At 50.1% G+C, this 19,991-nt stretch carries 17 protein-coding genes; 3 read left to right on the forward strand and 14 right to left on the reverse strand.

Going from position 1 to position 19,991, the window contains the following annotated elements:
• Both AAC022_RS17825 and AAC022_RS17830 read left to right on the forward strand, forming a co-directional pair.
• The coding region (locus tag AAC022_RS17825) for a hypothetical protein (RefSeq protein ID WP_339733250.1) at positions 1–1,660 on the forward strand (1,660 nt) is incomplete at its 5' end.
• Positions 1,661–1,739: 79 nt separating this feature from the next.
• Positions 1,740–3,359, forward strand: a complete 1,620-nt coding sequence (locus AAC022_RS17830) for a YdiU family protein (RefSeq protein WP_339733251.1) — start codon at positions 1,740–1,742, stop codon at positions 3,357–3,359.
• A gap of 516 nt (positions 3,360–3,875) precedes the next feature.
• Here the strand turns inward: AAC022_RS17830 and AAC022_RS17835 are convergent.
• Positions 3,876–4,286, reverse strand: a complete 411-nt coding sequence (locus AAC022_RS17835; RefSeq protein ID WP_339733253.1) for a methionine-R-sulfoxide reductase — start codon at positions 4,284–4,286, stop codon at positions 3,876–3,878.
• A gap of 35 nt (positions 4,287–4,321) precedes the next feature.
• Positions 4,322–5,407, reverse strand: coding sequence for a cyclopropane-fatty-acyl-phospholipid synthase (locus AAC022_RS17840; protein WP_339733254.1), 1,086 nt, complete (start codon positions 5,405–5,407; stop codon positions 4,322–4,324).
• Positions 5,408–5,710: 303 nt separating this feature from the next.
• On the opposite strand from AAC022_RS17840, the gene AAC022_RS17845 reads away from it, so the two are divergent.
• A complete protein-coding gene (locus tag AAC022_RS17845) occupies positions 5,711–6,313 on the forward strand; it encodes a hypothetical protein (RefSeq protein ID WP_339733255.1) in 603 nt (200 codons plus the stop codon).
• A 493-nt stretch (positions 6,314–6,806) separates the two neighbouring features.
• Here the strand turns inward: AAC022_RS17845 and AAC022_RS17850 are convergent, their stop codons facing one another.
• The 12 genes from AAC022_RS17850 to coxB all read right to left on the reverse strand — a co-directional run bounded on the left by AAC022_RS17850 (position 6,807) and on the right by coxB (position 19,979).
• Positions 6,807–7,286 (reverse strand): macro domain-containing protein, encoded by a 480-nt coding sequence (locus tag AAC022_RS17850; RefSeq protein ID WP_339733256.1) that lies wholly within the window; start codon positions 7,284–7,286, stop codon positions 6,807–6,809.
• Positions 7,283–8,137, reverse strand: coding sequence for a transporter substrate-binding domain-containing protein (locus tag AAC022_RS17855; protein WP_339733257.1), 855 nt, complete (start codon positions 8,135–8,137; stop codon positions 7,283–7,285). The genes AAC022_RS17850 and AAC022_RS17855 overlap by 4 nt, the downstream gene beginning before the upstream one ends.
• A gap of 447 nt (positions 8,138–8,584) precedes the next feature.
• Entirely contained in the window at positions 8,585–9,055 is a 471-nt protein-coding gene (locus AAC022_RS17860; protein ID WP_339733258.1) for a hypothetical protein, read from the reverse strand.
• Positions 9,055–10,272 (reverse strand): hypothetical protein, encoded by a 1,218-nt coding sequence (locus AAC022_RS17865; RefSeq protein ID WP_339733259.1) that lies wholly within the window; start codon positions 10,270–10,272, stop codon positions 9,055–9,057. The genes AAC022_RS17860 and AAC022_RS17865 overlap by 1 nt, the downstream gene beginning before the upstream one ends.
• A gap of 150 nt (positions 10,273–10,422) precedes the next feature.
• Positions 10,423–11,535 carry an ATP-binding protein gene (locus AAC022_RS17870; protein WP_339733261.1) on the reverse strand — a complete coding sequence of 371 codons (1,113 nt, stop codon included), beginning with the start codon at positions 11,533–11,535 and terminating at the stop codon, positions 10,423–10,425.
• A gap of 546 nt (positions 11,536–12,081) precedes the next feature.
• Positions 12,082–13,674 carry an FMN-binding glutamate synthase family protein gene (locus tag AAC022_RS17875; RefSeq protein WP_339733262.1) on the reverse strand — a complete coding sequence of 531 codons (1,593 nt, stop codon included), beginning with the start codon at positions 13,672–13,674 and terminating at the stop codon, positions 12,082–12,084.
• Between the two features lie 65 nt (positions 13,675–13,739).
• Positions 13,740–15,176: a cytochrome b N-terminal domain-containing protein gene (locus AAC022_RS17880; RefSeq protein ID WP_339733263.1), complete on the reverse strand. Its 1,437-nt coding sequence runs from the start codon at positions 15,174–15,176 to the stop codon at positions 13,740–13,742.
• A gap of 34 nt (positions 15,177–15,210) precedes the next feature.
• Complete coding sequence (locus AAC022_RS17885; RefSeq protein ID WP_339733265.1) at positions 15,211–15,741, reverse strand: ubiquinol-cytochrome c reductase iron-sulfur subunit; 531 nt, start codon at positions 15,739–15,741, stop codon at positions 15,211–15,213.
• On the reverse strand, positions 15,738–15,953 hold the full coding sequence (locus tag AAC022_RS17890) for a hypothetical protein (protein WP_339733267.1): 216 nt from the start codon (positions 15,951–15,953) through the stop codon (positions 15,738–15,740). The genes AAC022_RS17885 and AAC022_RS17890 overlap by 4 nt, the downstream gene beginning before the upstream one ends.
• The gene (locus AAC022_RS17895) at positions 15,950–16,789 is read right to left on the reverse strand and encodes a cytochrome c oxidase assembly protein (RefSeq protein WP_339733269.1); all 840 of its coding nucleotides are present in this window, start codon (positions 16,787–16,789) and stop codon (positions 15,950–15,952) included. Before AAC022_RS17895 ends, AAC022_RS17890 begins: the two co-directional genes overlap by 4 nt.
• Entirely contained in the window at positions 16,786–19,017 is a 2,232-nt protein-coding gene (gene ctaD, locus AAC022_RS17900; protein ID WP_339733270.1) for a cytochrome c oxidase subunit I, read from the reverse strand. The genes AAC022_RS17895 and ctaD overlap by 4 nt, the downstream gene beginning before the upstream one ends.
• Positions 19,014–19,979: a cytochrome c oxidase subunit II gene (gene coxB, locus AAC022_RS17905; protein WP_339733271.1), complete on the reverse strand. Its 966-nt coding sequence runs from the start codon at positions 19,977–19,979 to the stop codon at positions 19,014–19,016. Before coxB ends, ctaD begins: the two co-directional genes overlap by 4 nt.
• Between the last annotated feature and the right edge of the window lie 12 nt (positions 19,980–19,991).

Below are 19,991 nucleotides of genomic sequence, written 5' to 3' on the forward strand. Positions count from 1 at the left end.
TATGGATTTCGTTTTACAGTCTCTGCTCTGGAAAGAATGGCGGGAACGCAGGCGGACATTTTTCGTTTGTCTGGCCTGGATTTTGTGTGGTGCGATTTATGTGGTGTTTTATGAAAGTACCTCTGGTTGTCGCACGCCGGTCTCCCGATATGGTACGGTTTGTCTGATTTACAGTTTATGTATGTCAGTTTTTCTGGCGATGCGGGTGTCGCTGAGCGAAGTCACGGATCAAACCATCTCCTTTACCAGGATGCTACCTGTTTTACTCTCCAAAGTTGCAGCCGTCAGACTGGGAATGGCGATCTTTGCTTTGATCATTCCCATACTGCTGGGCGCGTTGGTACTGCTGGTTTTTCTGGCCAGTGGATTGCTGGAACAGGTTCCCGCGCGGTCAGAGCAGTTTACATCGGGGTATGAAATTGTTGCCACTCCTGGCGTAAACCAGGTATTACGGACCAGTCTGGCTGCAGGAGGAGCGGTCAGTTTACTGGCTAAATTAACATGTGTTTCTGTGGTTCAGACGGCGGCTCTATTCTTAGTAATATGCCTGCTCGGAGCCCGACGACGTAATGAGGTTCATGTAGGGTTCCTGGGGGCTCTGGTTGCCTTTGTCTGGTTTATCATGTTGTCTGTGCGTGACCTGTTTCCAGCGGATTCATTTCAGTTATTCCATGACTACGTGGGGATATTGTTTCCACAGTCTCTGGTCATGTTCTACAACTATAATACCGCTGGTGCTTCCTGGCATGATCTGGATCTTGCTGATCGAGTCTGGCTGTCTCTTTTTTTAAATCTGTGTTTGCAGTTCGGACTGGCGGTCTGGTTTACGCGGCTGTATGGAACACAGAATGCTGTTCCTTCCGTGAGAAAGTGGCATTTCTGGAAATTTCCTCCTTTATTCTCACTGGTTTCGATACCATTTTTCCGTCCCGTATTTTCTTTGATATGGATTAATCTGCGGCAGTCTGTACCTCTGGCTCTGGCAGGTTTAATCTTGGCAGGCTTTATGGCCATGATGCAAACGCTGGGCAGTCATCCGAATGCAAACAACAACTGGGAGTTGGTTAAATACAATCTTCCGGGTTCGATGTGGGTTCTGGGGATGCTCTGGGCGACGGTTGTCGGTTCAGGAGTCATTGCTTCAGAACTTACACCTGGTCTGGGGCATTTTTGGATGTCACGACCGATACCGATTCGACGCTGGTTCTGGTTTAAATATCTGATTGGTCTACTGGCAGTACTGTTCGTTCTTGATGGCACGACAATCGCAGTCAGTTGGAATTCTCTCTTCCTGTCACCTGAAGAAAAAATGAACTATGGATCTGATTTATTAAGCTGGTCTTATATTGCCTGTTATCCAGCTTTACATGCCCTGATGTATTCTCTGGCAGTGCTGGGTGTCTGCTGGTGGAAAAAACCGGTACGGGGTGCCGTGATGGCCGTTTCTGTTTTTTTTATTGGTTCCCTGGTCATGGAATCCATTCCCAGTATTACGGAATTTGATCCAATCTTTGTGTATGACAATCTGCATCGCGCTGAAAGAGAAGGAGTATTCGATCTTTCCCGTTTTCATTTTCCACTGATTTTTGGGATAGTCGGTGCGATCACACTGTTAACTGCTTATCTGGCATCGCGAAAAGTGCAGCGGCTGGAAGTGTGAGTTCAGTCACCGGTTTGAAGTGTTATTTGGAAACGATGCCTGTCTTTTCATCTGTCTGGTCAAGTGATAGAATTTCACTATGAACAGTCAACAAACAGCCCGAAACCTGGATGAACTTCAATTTGATAATCAGTTTACACGCGCGTTACCCGCTGATGATGAGACGAAAAACTTTCGTCGTCAGGTGAGTGATGCCTGTTATTCGCGTGTAAATCCGACGCAGGTGGCACGTCCGCAGTTGGTGTCATATTCCAAAGAGGTCGCGGATCTTTTGGATCTTGAGAGCAACGCTGCGGAGTCGGATACGTTCGCAGCCGTCTTCGCCGGGAACCAGGTGCTGGAGGGGATGGACCCGTTTGCCATGTGTTATGGCGGTCACCAGTTTGGGAACTGGGCCGGGCAACTGGGAGATGGCCGGGCGATCAATCTGGGTGAGGTTCAGAACAATCGAGGAGAACACTGGGCGCTGCAACTCAAAGGGGCCGGTCCGACCCCGTATTCACGCACCGCAGATGGATTAGCCGTGTTGCGTTCTTCGGTTCGCGAATTTCTCTGCAGCGAGGCCATGTATCATCTGGGCGTTCCGACCACGCGGGCTCTGAGTCTGGTTTTGACCGGCGAACAGGTCGAACGAGATATGTTTTATGATGGGAATTCCAAATACGAACCGGGAGCCGTGGTCTGTCGTGTTGCGCCCTCGTTTCTGCGTTTTGGAAATTATCAGATCTTCGCTTCTCGGGGAGAAATTGAGACATTACGCACACTGGTTAATTTTACGATACGGAATGAGTTTCCGCATCTTGGGGAACCGTGTCGCGCTGTTTATCTAAGCTGGTTCACAGAGGTCTGTCGTCGCACCGCCGACATGATCGTGCACTGGATGCGTGTTGGCTTTGTGCATGGGGTGATGAATACCGATAATATGTCGGTGCTCGGTTTGACGATTGACTATGGTCCTTATGGCTGGCTGGAAAATTATGATCCGAACTGGACTCCGAACACGACTGACGCATCGGGCCGGCGGTATCGGTTTGGGAATCAACCACAGATCGCGCTGTGGAATCTCGTGCAGTTGGCGAATGCCCTGTTTCCCCTGATTGAAGATGCGGCGCCCTTACAGCAGTCGCTCGATGCCTATGTGGATCATTATGAGCAGAGCTGGCAAGCGATGATGGCGGAGAAGCTGGGTTTGAGTACGTTTGTGCCAGAGGCCGACGTCACGTTAATCGAAGAACTTCAGGAAGTCCTGCAACTGGTTGAAACCGATATGACCATATTCTTTCGTAAGCTCTCATTGCTGGAAGTTGAAGGGGAACCGTCTGCAGACATCGACGAAGCGGCGTTACTCGCTCCATTGGTGGACGCGTATTACGAACCGGAAAAAGTAGTGGGAGAGGTGCGCAGCAAAATCTGCGCCTGGTTACAGCGTTATCGGAACCGGCTCCGCGACGAACAGTCATCGGATGCAGACCGCCGGGAAAAGATGAATCGTGTGAACCCGAAATACGTGCTGCGAAATTATCTGGCTCAGTTAGCCATCGATAAAGCAGAGCAGGGCGACTTTACGCTGGTCAACGAACTGCTGGAATTGTTGCGGCGTCCTTATGACGAACAACCTGATCAGGAACAGTACGCCAAAAAACGACCGGACTGGGCACGCAACAGAGCTGGCTGCTCCATGCTTTCCTGTAGTTCGTGATTAAAAGCCAACAGTGCTGGTTCCGTTCCAGAGGGACAGTTCCTACCCGTGTTGTTGTAGAGGGCGAACCCATGTGTCGGCCCCTACGATTTAGTGACCGGATTGCATGATCGCAGCCAGTGATATTTCGTATGTTTTTCCTCGAACTTCCTGCTCGCTGCGCTCGGCCCGAATTCCATTCGGGCCCACCCATTTCGTGAGTTTTCGGGATATTCGTGGTAGAAAAATCCTATAACGATACCGTTTATGAACACCCTGCCGAACACCGGATAAGTACTTCCGTGTGTCACCGATCGGCTTGCCCGACGGTGCTGGTTCCATTTCAGAGGGACAGTTCCTACCCGTGTTGTTGTAGGGTGCGGACCCATGTGTCCGCCCGCAGGGTCAGTGTGGTGTGCGTGTTGATGTGCGAATGTTTTGACTGGTCCCATTCATACGGTAAATCAGAATTGAGTCTCGCCAGGCGGGCCGACACATGGGTCGGCCCCTACGATTTAGTATTTTGGTTGCATGGTCTCAGGGTTTGATTACAGTCGGTAATGTTTGGCCGGCGGGAATGAACTTCATCGAAATCGAATTCACACAGTGCCGTGTGTTCTTGTCGGTCATGCGTTCGCCGAGAAAGACGTGTCCCAGATGACCACCACAATTGTGGCAGACGATTTCTGTGCGGGAACCGTCTGCATCGGGAATACGAGCTACCGTATTGGGCAGTTCGTCATCGAAGCTAGGCCAGCCGCAATGGCTTTCAAACTTGTCTTCGCTACGATACAAGGGCGCGTTGCAGCGGCGGCAAATAAAGGTGCCCGCTTCTTTCAGGTTGGTGTATTCTCCGAAAAATGGCTGCTCGGTTCCTTTATGCAGGATCACGCGGGCTTCTTCGGGAGTGAGTTCATTATAGTTTATTTCGGATGATTCCGATTCCATCAGCGAGTTCCTGTAAAGAAGAGAGATATTGTCGATCAAAGACGGGTGAGTAATGCAGCAATCGAGATGAAATGAAACTCGTATCGCTCTGGATGGTCGATTAGTAGGCGTTCCATACGTTGATAAATTTTCTCGATGGTATTTTCCTGCGGTAAGTCTTGCGGCAATGCAGCTGTGAGGACCGGTTCCGAAAAAGCCCGTAGAAAACTGATATAACTGTGCGACCAGGTTTCACGATCTCCGGTCGACGCAAAAGCTGTATTGAACGGCACCGGTACATCGCGTGATTCTGCGTGTTCGATGCGATAGGCGGCTGCCAGTTCCGGTTCCTCTCGGATCGGGGCCATCAGTTCATCGATATTGCGATAATAAGCGGGGAAGACAAAAGCTTCATAAAAACTGCGGGGCAACATATCTGCTTCGACGAAATCCAGTAACGCATCATTGAGAACATCCATGAGCCCGTGCCCCGTGGATTGCGTTTCGTTTCTTCCAAAGACCTGGACGAGAAGCTTACCGCCAGGTACCAGTTCTGCAGCTCGTGCGGCGTAAAAGTGGCACAGATCCTGATGGGCCTGTTTCTGGAACGGGATCAATTCACTGGTTGAAACTTCGACTCCTTCACGCGGTGCACCGGGATTGGGATGCATGGCCAGGATGAAGTGTGGCAGCCGGGCGGCTGGTCTGGTTTCATAAAAACCGATGGCGTTAAAGGTGGTGGCCAGGTGCAGACTTTGAGGAGGAACAAGTCGTCCGAACGCCGATCCGCCGATGGCTGCGGTATAGACGTCGGTTGCTGAAAGGGCGGGAGTCGATGCGGGAAACAGATTCAAAAACATCTGATTAAAATCGTTGGTGGGCAGATCATCGAACAGCGCCCAGACAGGTAAATCAGATTGGCGACGCACGATTTCAACCAGACGATTCATCGTGTAGATGGCGTTGGCTCCCTCTGAAGAGCCGATATCCAGAAAATTCCATGACTGTTGATGAGAGGCTGGTTCAGGTAGTGCGGCAATTGCTTCTTCGAGCCAGGGAAGAAACGCATCAGAGGCAGAACGCTGCTCTTTTGAGTTGGCATCGTAATAACCGCCCCCCTTCATCCCCGTCGTTGTGGGCATAATCGTTGATCCTGGCTCTGTAGGGAAACACTCAGCCGTCGGAGTGCTGTTATGAAATTGGATATGAATGTTCTGCTTTCAACATGTCTCCTGAAAGTGTATCGCATCCTGGTCTGCGATTCTAGAAATGTGCTAACGTGTTCTGCGAACTGGAAAACAAAATATTACCTAAAGCCTATTCCACAAAGGTGTTTCCTGCCGCTGATAGTTCGGGGAAATGGGAATGATAGAAGTGAGACTTTCTGGGGGAAATTCCTCAGTTTTAAAGTTTTTTTGACCCGTTGAATTCTGGATGGTAAAATAGTGACAGCAATTCAAAGCGTTCTGATTTCATTTTCGATTGATCGCGCCAGTCTCAAATGGGAGTTGCCTGCGATCAATCAATCGAGTCACAAGGGGCAGTTCATGGATCTTGTCTCTTTACGAATTGGAGAAGGGCTCTGTATGACCAAAAAAAACTCAGACTCTGTGAATGGCGCCTTAGAAGAAATTTCCGCACTGGAATATATCCTGTTAGGCGACTTACTGGACTTACTGGAAGAATCTGATGGCGATGCGGGGGCCTGGAAATGGATCTCCGAAGTGCTGGACACGCTGTTGAAAATGATGCCTCGTGAATTTGAATTGCAGGATAAAGGCGGCTATCTGGAAGAAGTCCTTGAGGAGCAACCAAACTGGCAGGGACAGGTTCGAAATCTGTATCAGGAACGCTGTGACTTGTTGAAGAAGCTGAAAGAACTGCAGGCCCGGATGCAGGATTCTCAGCCTTTGCATCAGATGCGTCAAATGGCCGGCGAACTCCGACACGAACTCCGCGACTGGATTACCAGCTATATCGCCCACCAGCGTCACGAACGCCGTATTATTCAAGACGCTTTCAACAACGACATCGGCGCTGCCGACTGAGTCATCTCGAATCGACTTTTCTTTCCTGTCTACTGCTTCATGACGCTGATTCAGTGAACTGTTTTCCTCTCTGAGATTGCGCGCCGTTCCGGTACGATTCTGATCGTGCGAGAGTTGAGTGCGTCACTCGGACAGTCTCACTCTGATGGAAATCATCGCCAAGGGCAGGGCAGCGTCAAGAGGAGAATCAAAAAATGGGAAGGCGAGCGACAAGTGAAGCGAATCGATACCAGGTTGATGAGTGGCGAACGCGGGATGATGTGTGGGGCAATGTGCTGCGAAGTGTGTCGATACTTAGGGAAAGCATGAGCAGGTTATTTTCAAATCTGGTTAAAACAAGGGACTTTGTTAGTGCTGGTTTTTACCGTTGTTCGATTTCCTCAGCTGAACCTGTACTGTTCTCGCGCGCGACGCACTACAGAGCGAAGATGATGGCGAACGGCGCGTTGCTGTCAAGTTGGTTTTGTTCATGTGTATGACTAAGGTTTCTAATTCAGGAACCGTAGTCGTACACATAGACATCAATCTTTGCAGTACAGAGGGTTTGTTGAATCAGCGGTTCGACTTTGTTCCATTTGCCGCCAGCCAGGCCGCAGCCGATGCGTGGCATGTGGACGGATGCCGAAAGTTCCCCGGCTTTCTCTGCGACGGAGGTCAGGCATTGTTCGATCGCCGGGTAGCGAACGGGTGGGCCTTTGCTCCTGGTTTTCATGCCGCGCTGACCAAGCATATTGGCCACCCAGATGTACTGGTCGACTTGTATAACCTGTACTTCACCCAGACCGAAGTTGTTTTTGGCCCGCTGCCGATGCCACTGGCGATACTCTGCTTCTGGTTCAGACCAGCGGTTGCTGATTGCCAGTACAAAGCCTTTGCCCCAGCCACCCAGATCATTGCAGACATGGGCAATGATCTTATTTCCTTTGGCTTGCGGCTGGGTGGCGTCGCCTTTCAGATAGGTGATGTTGGTCATGGTTTGGGATCACAGATGGTACTGGGCAGGTCGATGTTGTATTTCTTCAGTAGCTTGGCGTATTCGCCGCTCTGGCAGAGTTTTTTCAGGCCGGCGTTAAAGGCATCGCGGACGTCTGGTTCTTCAAAATTCGCTTTGAAATACGTTGTTTCCGGAAAGAGTGCATGGTATTCGACTTCACTCAGCTGATGCCCTGTTGACTGGCTGATGGCGTTGAAGATACTACGGTCAATGACAATGACATCTGCTTTGGCATCCCAGAACTGTTTGACTTGATCGCTTTGATCGGCGACTTCCACATAGTTCTTGCGGTTTGGGGAATCAGGGGAAAACAGTTTTTTAAATTCGGGGCCGAGTTCGAGGTATGCGTCCTGCCAGGTGAGTACTTTATAATCGGCCAGATCAGCGACTTTCTCAATTTTCAGGCCCGCTGATTTTTTGGTAATCGCGGAGTTCACGAAATCGATGAAATCCTCAGAGTAGAAAATACCTTCGACGTCTTTGAATTTCTGGACGCCCAAAGCCACGTCGGCCTGATTTTCGGCGACGGCGGACTGCAGTTTTTCGTAAGGCATTTGAATGAAATTGAGCTGATAGCCGGGGAGTGCTTGTGTGGCGATATCGACTTCGATGCCGGTTTTCGCGTTTTTCATAACATAGGGGGCAATATCAACGCTGATCGCGACCGTCAACTGTGGCTTTTCCGAGCCGGCATCCGGTTCGGGTATGATATCGATTTCCGGATTCTCATCCACCGGCGGTTGGGGAGGAGCAGCCGGTTCCTGGCACGCGGTCAATAGAACAGCAAGTAACAGCAGGCATGTAGCAGTAGAGACACGAGATCCGTTCATCGTCTTTTCTCCTGAGTAATGGGGATTTGCTGAAGTATATCGCGTGATGAGCGTGTGCTCAATAGCTTAGTTTTCGTTGGCCGGAGCGAATTGTTCCCAATACTTTTGTCATGAAATGGGGTTCTCGGCCTTTAGATATGAGGAAACCCAAATAGAAGAATGACAATAACTGGCAACAAACTGAGTAAGATGAAAAACAGCCCTAAACCTTAATGAGCATTTCGAACAAATTTGCGTCCATACAAAAATATCAGGATCGAAGCGGTCGGACCATTCATCAGGGGGTTCCAATCTATGGCTGTACTGATCAGGATATGAATTCCTATCACCATGAAGATGAGCCAGATAAACATGAGAGGCCTCTTTGGATTGAACGCTTTATCCCTGATGTGGTTTCGTGATCATTAACAGAGCGCTGTTATAAGATAGCGGGAGTTCAATTGATTCTCAAATCTGTTCACCTAGAAAAACGGGTTCGCGGTGGTAGCCAGTCATGACCTGGTAGTAGTGTGACGCGGGTTGCAGGAGCAGATAGACATAGGGCTGTTCGTGCTGGTCGTGGATGATGGTGCCTTGAATGCCTTCTCTAATCTGAAACCAGACACCCCGTTCCAGGCCGAAGTTCGCTTGGATTTCGACCGGTTCCGGGTGATAGATCGACCAGGCGCCTGATTCGAGAGTCGAAACTTCACACCACCAAGCGAGAGGGGCATTGCGGTTGCGCTGGCGATTGCCCCAGGGGAGGATCTGGAGTTCGCCTTGATAAAAGACGGGGAGTAGCGGCTGTCGATGCCGCTGCAGGAACAGGATTTCTTTGTCTGCTGTTTCTGAACGCTGAATCATGCGTTCTTCCAGTTGGTATTTTCGGATCAGTTTCGTGGGGATATCCCGCCAGGCAAGGGTAATTCCGGTACACATCAGAAACACATTTTTCCTGAAATATCACAGATATCATAGTTATGTGTCGCGTCATGATAGATTTCATGCAGCGGCAGTGTCTCGGCACTACGGATTGCAAACCGGCCCAGTTTTTGATTGATGTCGTGTTTGAGTTGATCGAGGGGGCTTTGTGCCTCTTCGAAAAAGAGTGACTTCTGGATCTTGTCCCGCCAGGTCAGGTTTTCAGCAATGATGTGCATGTGACTGACGGGGTGGCTCGTTGGTGCTGCGGCGAGCATGGGCATGGCTGCATCGTAGATTGTGCGAAACGAAGCAGAGGGAACCGCCAGGGGAGTCCGACCCAGCCAGAGCGCCGTTTTATTTGCGTCGATCTGTAAACTGATATGCCCGGCATAGACACGGTGATGATCGAGGGCTTCGATCAGGCGTTCGATGTTTCTGACCGCCCAGGCGCGAATGCGATCGGGGTCCATGGTCTTTCCGCCACAGGACCCGCCGCGGGCAATTGCTTTGTGAGGTGGTCGGGAGGTTTGAATTGAATTGACCGCGTCGCCGCGCAGTTCCCACCACAGGGCTTCGCCTTTAATTGTGAGCAGATTGCGAATCATTAACCGGTCTGCCTGGCGATAATCCCAGCAGGTATGGATATTTCTGTCACGTAGTTTTTTAGCGCTGCGGCTGCCGACACCGCAGAGTTCGCCCACCGGCTGTGAGCGTAGAAAGGGTTCGCACTCCTTTTCAATGACACGCACGCCGAATGGCTTGGAGGCATCGCTGCCTAGCTTGGCCAGTGTGCGAGAGGGGGCGATGCCGATTGAAACAGGGATGCCAATCTGTTCCTGAACCAGGGTCTGCAGTGCGCGGTTGGCTGCTTGGAGGGGGAGTTGAAAATATCGCGACAGTTCAGAGGCATCGAAAAACATTTCATCAATGCTGTAATATTCGACCAGCGGGCTAACCGTTTTGAGCAGCTCCAGCAGTTTTCGGGAGATGACTTCGTACCAGCGAAAATCCCGTTTCACAAAGACCGCGTGCGGGCAGAGTTTTTTGGCTTCCCAGATCGGGTGCCCGGTTTTTACGCCATAGGGTTTGAGCTCGTAGCTCTTGGCAATGACACACGCCCCCTGATTACCCAGGACGCCGCAAGGAACTCCGCGCAGGCTATAAGATCTGATTCTTTCACAGCTTACGTAGAAACAATCTGCGTCAATATGTCCAATTAAACTAGTGCCCATGCGGGGATAGTATCAGGATCGTTATTGGAAACTACTGAACAGTATTGGGGTTTTAACTAGGATTGTGTTGGGGCAATCAAGATGGGTGTCAGGTTTCGTATTGGTATGCGTTACCGTTTAAGGCGGCATCAAAAAAACGAACGTTTGAAGTCATGAGGCGGTGCAGGAGTTGGGTTGTGGGATGGTGAAGAAAAACGTGGAGCCTTCACCGGGCGCTGATTCGACCCAGACCTGTCCCTGATGGGCTTCGATAATTCTTTTGACCATCGAGAGTCCTAATCCGGTTCCTTCATAGTCGCTGGCATTGACCGCGCGTGTCAGGGGATCAAAAATGCGTTGCTGTTCTTTTGCGGGGATGCCGATCCCGTTGTCCTGAACCATCGTCACCACAAAACGTCCTTCTGTTTTTGTGTTGATGCAAATAACAGGGGAAACATCTTTCACATACTTGCAGGCGTTACCGATCAGATTCTGAAAGACCGTTGTCATCAGGGCGGTGTCAGCATAAACATCGTCCAGGGGGCCGATGTTTATGGTTGCATCCTGGTTTCGAATTTGTTCTTCCAGAAATTCACACGCCATTTTAATCGAGCTTCGTAGAGAAATATGATCCCGATGCAAACTTTTCTGGCCCAGCAGGGAAAAACGGAGTAGGTTATCAATCAGTTTTTTCAGGCGATTGGCAATGAGTGGAAGACTGCGGAGCATTTCCAAAACCGGGTATTCGATGCTGGTTCCCGCTTCTTCGAGCACAATCTGACTGATCGTTTTAATATTGCCCAGAGGGGCTTTTAAGTCATGTGATGCCGCTCTGGCAAAGGCCTGCAAATTTTCATTTTGCAATGACAAGAGCGTGAATTGTTTTTTGCGTTCGATGGCGTGTCGAATCGTGCGGTAGAGCATTTGCCCGGATAGTTCGGCTTTAATGAGATAGTCCTGTGCTCCAGTTAGAATAACCTCACGACTGAGGTCTTCATCATCTATCGTGGCCAAGGCGATGACGGGAGTCGCAGGAGACGACTTTAAAATCTGTGTCAGTGACTCAATCGCCGAAGTGCCTGATGAGCCCAGAGCAAGAACCAGAACTGAAAAGGCTTCTGATTTCAGAGAGTTGAGCGCATCAGAAACAGATCTCACATGAGTGATGGTCGATTTTTTAGCAGTGTTGACTTCATTCCACTGGTCAATGATCAATGTTGCATGGGTTGGATTCTCTTCAATTAATAAAATGTCTAGTTTATCAAGTTGCTTTTCATTATTCATAAAGAAGGCCTGGACCAGTTAATTGGCGAAAGCAGAACGATTCAATAAAGTGATATAAATAGCAGCAATAATATACAATTATTTTAGTGAATCAGGTAAGTACCGAAACTGTTGCTATGATTAGGGTAAACACAAGTTTGATTTTATGTTCAACGGTACGATTGATGATGGGGGAAATGCACACCTTCGCTCTGTGTCATCTGTTTTTTTATTATTTATTAATGTATGGATGGCTGTGTAGTAGAGATGGCTGTGGAAGAGTGGATAAAAGTTCTGATTCCAGAACGCCACGTAGCTAAGAAACATTGTGAACTGTTAGTGAAGAGTGATCAGAGTTAAGGCACTATAGGATGTACTCTCTTGCATGGTCGTGCTGGGGGACTGGAGTCTTAGGCAAGATAGCCCCGAAATGCATAACTGCAGATGGAGAGATACGAAGTGCGTCTGAAAATAAGATCCGTCTGAGACAGCAGCTGAACCACGGAAGACGGGCAGGATAAAACTGATTTTTAGTCTACTGGTCTGGCGGCAAGTAGAGCGTTTCGTTTAAGCGTAGTGTGTTTCAAATGTTTCAGCTGATGCCAGATCCCAGACTTTTTTGTATACCGGAGAAGGGGAATCTCCGAGAAGTTCACCTGGTTCCAGGAAATCAAAGGCTTCATGATAAGAGGCCATTTTTGTTCTCCCGGTTCTCAGAAAGATATGCCAGGGGCGTAATTGATCTGGGTGGTCCAGACCTGCAGCAGCAACCACTTCGGAGAGTGCCTCCATGGTGTTCTTGTGAAAGTTAAAGGTCCGCGTACTTTTGTCTTCCACATTCAATGCGCGTTGTCGTCCTGGGTCTTGTGTGGCGACACCGACCGGGCAGGTATTGGTATGACATTTCTGAGCCTGAATACAGCCGACTGCCATCATGAAGCCTCGGGCAGAATTACACCAGTCTGCGCCAATGGCCAGACTACGAGCCAGTGTGAAAGCAGAGCTGACTTTACCGGAAGCGGCCACTTTGATTTTGTCTCTTAGATTACAGCCGAGCAGCGCGTTATGGACAAACATCAGCCCACCTTTTAACGGCATGCCCATGTTGTCGGAAAACTCGAGCGGGGCCGCACCCGTTCCTCCTTCACCACCATCAACGGTGATGAAGTCCGGCAGGATACCTGTTTGTAGCATTGCTTTGCAAACACTGAGAAATTCGCTGGGATGCCCGATGCAGAGTTTGAAGCCAACCGGTTTGCCGCCCGATAACTCGCGTAGCTGTGCAATATAATTACATAATTCAATGGGCGTGCTGAATGTGTTATGACCGGGAGGGGAAATACAATCCTGCCCCATCAGAATTTTTCTGGTGGAAGCAATTTCAGCGGTGATCTTCGCAGCTGGCAAAACACCGCCGTGTCCTGGTTTGGCGCCTTGTGAGATTTTTATCTCAATCATTTTCACAGCTTCATGCGCAGCCTGTTCCTGAAACAGGTCAGGGTTAAATGTTCCATCATTATTGCGGCAGCCAAAATATCCTGTGCCGATTTGCCAGACCAGATCGCCTCCATTTTTCAGGTGATAAGGACTCACGCCTCCTTCGCCCGTGCAATGATAGAACCCGCCTCTCTTTGCGCCCGCATTCAGGGATAATAATGCATTCGGGCTGAGGGCTCCGTAACTCATCGCTGAGATATTCAGGATCGAGCAGGAGTAGGGTTGTTTGCAATCCGTGCCTCCGACTGTGGTGCGGAACAGCTCTTCGGACTTAGGATGCGGTGCCATAGAATGATTGAGCCATTCGTATTCTTCAGCATAGACATCCAATTCGGTTCCAAATGGTTTCAATCCATCGATATTTTTGGCACGTTCATAAATCAAAGAGCGATCATCATTATTGAAAGGACGACCGTCGATATTGCTTTCGACAAAGTACTGACGGATCTCGGGGCGAATCTCTTCAAACAGAAAACGCAGGTGCGCAATAATCGGGTAGTTGCGCGTGATGCTGTGTCGTGTCTGAACTAAGTCCCAGATACCCAGCAACGAAAGCGGAATCAGAGCCAGCAGCAGCCAGAAAAAGTGACTGTTTACCGTGATTCCCAGAATCAGGCAAACGAAGGTCAGAACAATCGTCAGAATGAAAGCCAGATATCTCATTGAATTTACCAGTCGGGGCAATGGAAAGTGGGTTTAACTGAATTGAAAGACACCAGATCAGGTCATTAGGGAGTCGTGCTGTTTTTGTCGTCCGGTTCTTTTTCAACTCCCCTTGTTAAGAGGAAATCGACGACGAGCTGTAACTCACTGTCCGAAATCGAACTGGCAAACGCCGGCATATTATGTCCGCCATTATTGATTCGAATAATGATATCATCGCGTGTCAGCAGTTTACCAATCTCGGTCAATTCCGGACCACGATGACCGCCATAGCCACCAATATCATGGCAGTACAGACAACCTTTGATATGCATTAACTTGGCGCCTTCAGCAAGCGGCCCGTGATCGGTGCCCACAACGGAAGCCGGTAATTCTTTCACACCAAAATCTGGTGACCAGGGTTTTTTGTAGCCATAAATTGTGAGCACAAGGAATGCCACGGACCCGAAGATCACGATGCCACCGGCCCAGGGACGTTTGGAGGGGGCGCGATGTCCTTTGTTAGAGATGAGTGGTAGAAAGAATAAAACGACGAAGCCGATGATTGGCACACCCAGAATGACCCAGGTTTCAAGCTGAGGTGGAAGCAATGAGAGTACGGCAAAGTACCAGAGGAAGTACCAGTCTGGCAGTGGGTTGGCGTTGATGCTACTGGGATTGGGAGGTGGATCGAGCGCGGGAGGTCCCAGAAAAATCGAACAGCCGAGAATCACGCCTACGATCAGCGTAGAAAAAATCATATCCCGCCACATAGCGTCGGGCCAGAAGGGGACGCCTGTTTTATGAATCCGTTTTTCGTACGCTTCTTTGTAAGTATCAGGGTCGACAGGAGCGTTCACATCGGGCATTTCTGAAATACCGTGCCGCATGATCAACAGCATATGCAAGCCGATCCCCGCAAAGATCATCGCCGGCATGATAAAGACGTGCATTGCAAAGAAGCGGGTAATGGTCGAACCACCGACCGTTTCACCGCCGAGCATAAAATGTGCCAGTGTAGGGCCGATGATGGGAGTTCTACCCGCCATTTCTGCAGCGACGGTGACCGACCAGACTCCATTGGCATCCCAGCGCAACAGCTGCCCGGTAAATGCCATTCCCAGCACGACGAATAGGAGAACCACGCCGCTCATCCAGTTCATTTCGCGTGGATATTTATAGGTAGCGTGCATGAAGACCTGAACCATATGGATCACGGCCATCATGACCATTGCCGAGGCACCATAATAATGCATGCCTCGCAGGAGACTGCCAAAGGGGGCTGTCTCTGTGATGAATACTAAACTCTGATAAGTGTCCTCGCCGCCGGGAACATACGACATGGCCAGGCAGACTCCGGTGAAGACCTGCACGATGAAGGCACAGAGTGTCGCACTTCCGAAGATATACCACCAGCGTGCATTGTCAGGCACCAGATGCACCATCAGCGGAACAATGTAATCGGAAAAACCAATTCGATTGTCGATCCAGTTCCAGGTTCGAGTCAAAAAGTTATTACTCATTCAGCCGGATACTCGCTTTTCATCAAAAGTGGTTTCATGTCAACGTCGTTAACGTCAGCGGAGTTGGTTCAGTTTCGATTTCGACCAGGCCATCACGAATGCGCACATTCAGTCGGTCCAAAGGTTCCGGCGGCGGTCCAGCTGCGACGGTTCCATCTTCGTAATAGACGCCACCATGACAGGGGCACATGAATAGCCGGGGATCTTCAACCCATCTGACCGGACAACCCAGATGTCGGCAGTTAATGGAAAACGCAATAAACTCGGTTTCACTGGCGCGGCGGATCCAGGCACCTGCTTTAGCGGTGACACCGGCCCAGACCACAGGAGAAGGGTCTTCATATTGCACCAGCACAAAACCGCCGACCTTGAAGTCTTTCAGCTTGCCGACGGTTCTCCATTTATGTTTTGGTTTTCTGAACACCGGCGCCAGTACGAATCCGATACCGGGGATGGCTATGATAAATCCGATCACAGCAGACAATGCGATGGAGACACGGGTCAGAAACGTTCTGCGCTTGAGCTGGCAGCAGGGTTGGTCTGCAGGGGGCTGTTGGTCGCTCACTGTGATTCACTCCATGAACTATGGATTTCATTCATCCAAGACCAGATGGCACTCACGATGACCGCGATACCGATAACCGACATCGTCCAATGCGTCAAGATTCCCCAGCACATGAACGTGATGCCCATAGCAAGTGTGGCGGGGGCATAGGTGGGTCGGAGTTCCGGTTCTTCTGTTTGCTCTGTTTGGGACTCAGTTGATTCCGTACTCATTGACGCGCCTCCCGTAAAGAGCCAGTTGTTCCTGCGGTGTTTGCTGAAGCGGTCTGCTCTATGTCAGAATACCAGCGTTTGAGGATCACCATGATCGCACTGACATAGAGTGAGCAGGGGGGAACCCACATTAACAGGCCTCCCAGTCGTTGATCTGTGCCAGGAGTCAGTCCCTGATCGTAGAGCATATTCATAATCCCTAACCGATCGACGGGATTCGCAAACGCAGGACAGACCGAAATGACAGTAAATGTGATGTAGATGCCAAGCAGCGTACATCCCAGACAGGCTGAGAACAGATAGATCACTGCCTGCGATGAAGGGATGTGAAAACGTTTCACAGGAGAAAAGATGGGCCACCAGAATGCCAGTCCTGCTAACAGAAAAGTCGCATCACGAAAGATACCCAGAGCATAGTTTTCAGTCGCAGCATTACAGAGTGAAGGGACGTGCCAGAACCACATTACACCCAGACCGCTGAGCCAACCCACAAAGGGGACCGCCAGCACGTGTCCCAGTCGGTTCATGAAGGGATGACGAAAAATTTTCTCTGTGGCTGTTTCGGAGAGGCTTAACAGGAAAAACAGCGGCACGATTAATAGCAAGATCAAATGCTGAATGACGTGTGCGCTAAACAAATAACCGTCAGACAGGACGCCGATTGGAGAGGCATAGGCCATCGCCAGGGCAAACATAGCGAACGCAAACGAAGCGATGCGTTTCCCGGATGTCCCCTGATGAAACAGAATATAGAACCCGATCAAAGACAGGACCAGTAACCAGACTGGTGAATTCCATTTCCATAATTCGCTTGTCGGATCGAAATACGAACTCATTGTAGAAGTCCCAGATAAATGATTCCAAATACGGCCAGCCAGACGACGTCCACAAAATGCCAATAGACGCCAACGGCACCAAATACGTGTGCTTTACTGGGATTTAGACTCCCTTTGATGCCCATTATCAACATGATGAATAATGCAATGACACCTGCTGACACGTGAATGCCGTGGAACCCGGTAACGGTGAAAAATGTGGCCGAGAACAGGTCTGTGTTAATGGTGATGTCATTTGTTAGCAGGCCCGTATATTCCCAGGCTTGCCCGGCCAGGAATGTGATTCCGAGCAGGATCGTCAAACTGAGTGTAAATACAAACGCGGATTTTTTTCCCGCCTTAAGAAAACGTTCGGCAATCCAGAACGTGACACTACTGGAGATCAGGAACAGACTGAAAATTCCCGTCCGTTGGACATCCAACACGGAAGACGTCACGCTGGCCTCACCGGTGCGGGTATTGAATACGACATACGCGATTAGTAACAACAGAAAAAATACGGCTTCCGAAGCGATAAATAACCAGGCGGCCAGTTTCGGTAGATTCGGGCGTTTGCCTTTGTCGATGGGTGTCTTCTCGGTTTTCCAGTCTGCGTTCTCCGGATGGTTCATGTCCCAGACCGGGCGCCGGCTTTTGATTTCCGGAAGGGAAGTGAAATTTTCCGGCGGCGGTGGTGAAGTCGTAGCCCATTCCAGGGTGAAGGCATCCCAGGGGTTATCGCCGGCGATTTTTCCGCGGAGTAAACTGGATCCAATATTCCAGAGGAGGACCAGTGTGCCGATAGCCATAAATACGGCACCCAGCGAAGCGATTCCGTTTAAGAGCGCCCAGCCGGGGTTGTCTGCATAAGTGTAGACCCGACGCGGCATGCCCATCATACCCAGGAAGTGCTGCACCATGAATGTCATATTAAAGCCGAGCACCCACAACCAGAACTGTATGATTCCCAAACGCTCACTGAGCATGCGGCCGGTCATCTTGGGGAACCAGTAATAGGTGGCTGAGAACAACGCAAACACGAGCCCGCCAATCAACACATAATGAAAGTGTGCGACGACGAAATAGGTGTCTGTCAATTGCCAGTCGATGGGGACGGCGGCGAACATAATTCCCGTTAAGCCCCCGATGACAAACTGCAGCAGAAACGCGACCGCAAAGTGCAACGCGGTATTGAATTGAATTTCCCCGCCCCAGAGTGTGGCGGTCCAGTTGAAGACCTTGATGCCGGTCGGAATGGCAATCAGTAAAGAACCAACGGCGAAAAAGATATCGGCATACATTCCCAAGCCAACAGCAAACATGTGATGTGCCCAGACGCCGTATCCTAGCAGTACGATGGCGACCGAGGAGGCGGCTACGAATCTATAGCCGTAAATCGGTTTTCGGGAAAAGACGGGAATGACTTCGGAGATCATTCCAAAACCGGGTAAGATCAGAATGTAAACTTCAGGGTGCCCGAAGATCCAGAAGTAGTGCTGCCAGAGTACGGCAGAACCGCCGCGAGTCGGATCAAAAAATGCGGAACCCAGCCAGCGGTCGATTAACAGCATGGCCAGGGCCGAGTTCAGTGCCGGCAATGCCAGGATGATCAGAATTGCCTGCATCAGCATCATCCAGACGAATAGCGGAACCCGCTGTAGACTCATCCCGGGTGCCCGCAAGCTGACAATCGTGGCAAAAATATTAATCGCTCCAGAGACAGAGCCGATGCCCATAATCAACAGGCCGATGATCCAGTAATCCACACCCTGCAGTGAGCTGTAGGCTTTGGTCGAGAGAGGGACATAACTGAACCAGCCCGCGTTGGGCGCTGATCCGGTCAAAAAGCTAAAGTGCAGCAGCAGGCCCCCGAAAAATAGCATCCAGAATCCAAATGCATTCAGGCGGGGAAACGCGACATCGCGGGCGCCCACCATCAACGGCACAAAATAATTGGCAAAGCCGGTCAGCACCGGCATCCCTACCAGAAAGACCATTGTGGTGCCATGCATGGTAAACAGCTGATTGAACATTTCCGGCGAGAGAAATGTATTATTCGGGAACGCCAGTTGGATCCGCATCAGGAGTGCTTCAAAGCCGCCGACTGCGAGATAAAACACGGCGGTCAGGATATACATGATGCCGATACGCTTATGATCGAGCGTGCTGACCCAATCGAGCATCGGGGTCGGAGTGACCGGGGGCTCGAGTGATGTCAGCTCAGATTGTTCGATGGATCCTGTCGTCACTTGAGTGTCTCCAGGTAGGCTACGAGTTGTTTGATATGCTCATCACTCAGCTTGAAGTCGGGCATTTTACATCCTGGTTTCAGGGCTTGCGGATCTTTCAGCCACAATGCCAGGTTTTCCGGTGAATTATCAATGACACCTGCTCCAATTTCTTTGCGGCGGGCGAAGTGGGTTAAATCCGGACCAATCGTTGCTTTGGCGGGAGTCCCATAAATCGTATGACACTGTGGACAGGTTGCGTTGAAAAAGAACTGCTTGCCGGCAGAGGCCAGGGGAGACAGTAGTTTGGGTTTCTTTGTTGCAAGTTGCTCACTGGCCACCCACTGATCAAACTCGGTATCCGAGACCGCATATACTTTGAAATTCATCCAGGCATGTTGTGCACCACAATATTCGGAACAGCGTCCCTGATAGGAACCAGGCTTGCTGGCCTGTAGCCAGATGTAATTTTCGCGACCGGGAATCGCATCGATTTTTCGACTGAGTTGCGGGACCCAGAAACAATGAATCACATCGGCCGAAGAGACCTGCACGCGAAATTTTTTATTTTTGTCGGCTGGGATATAGATCTCGTTCGCTGTGATGATGCCGGATTTAGGATATTGGATTTCCCACCACCATTGATGGCCGGTCACAATCAAATCGATGTCGTTGATGTCCGTTTTTCCATCCGGATCAGCCTGGGGGATAGCATTTAGAGTAATTACCAGATTGGCGCTGATGGCGACCAGCCAGATTACGATTATCACAGGACCCAGCATCCAGAACACTTCTGATTTTTCACTGCCAAAATTCTGTTCGGGCAATGTTTCTTTGCGCCGACCACGAGAAATCGCGATCAAGATCAAACCTGCCACGATGGCAAAGATGATGGCACTGATGAGCAAAACCTGAAGAAAGAGATTGTTAATGGCCTCTGCCTGCGGAGACGCGGGGTCAAGAACAGGAATCACAGAGTTCATAATCAATGCCTG

The sequence above is a fragment of the uncultured Gimesia sp. genome, from assembly GCF_963976445.1.
Taxonomy (GTDB): Bacteria; Planctomycetota; Planctomycetia; order Planctomycetales; family Planctomycetaceae; genus Gimesia.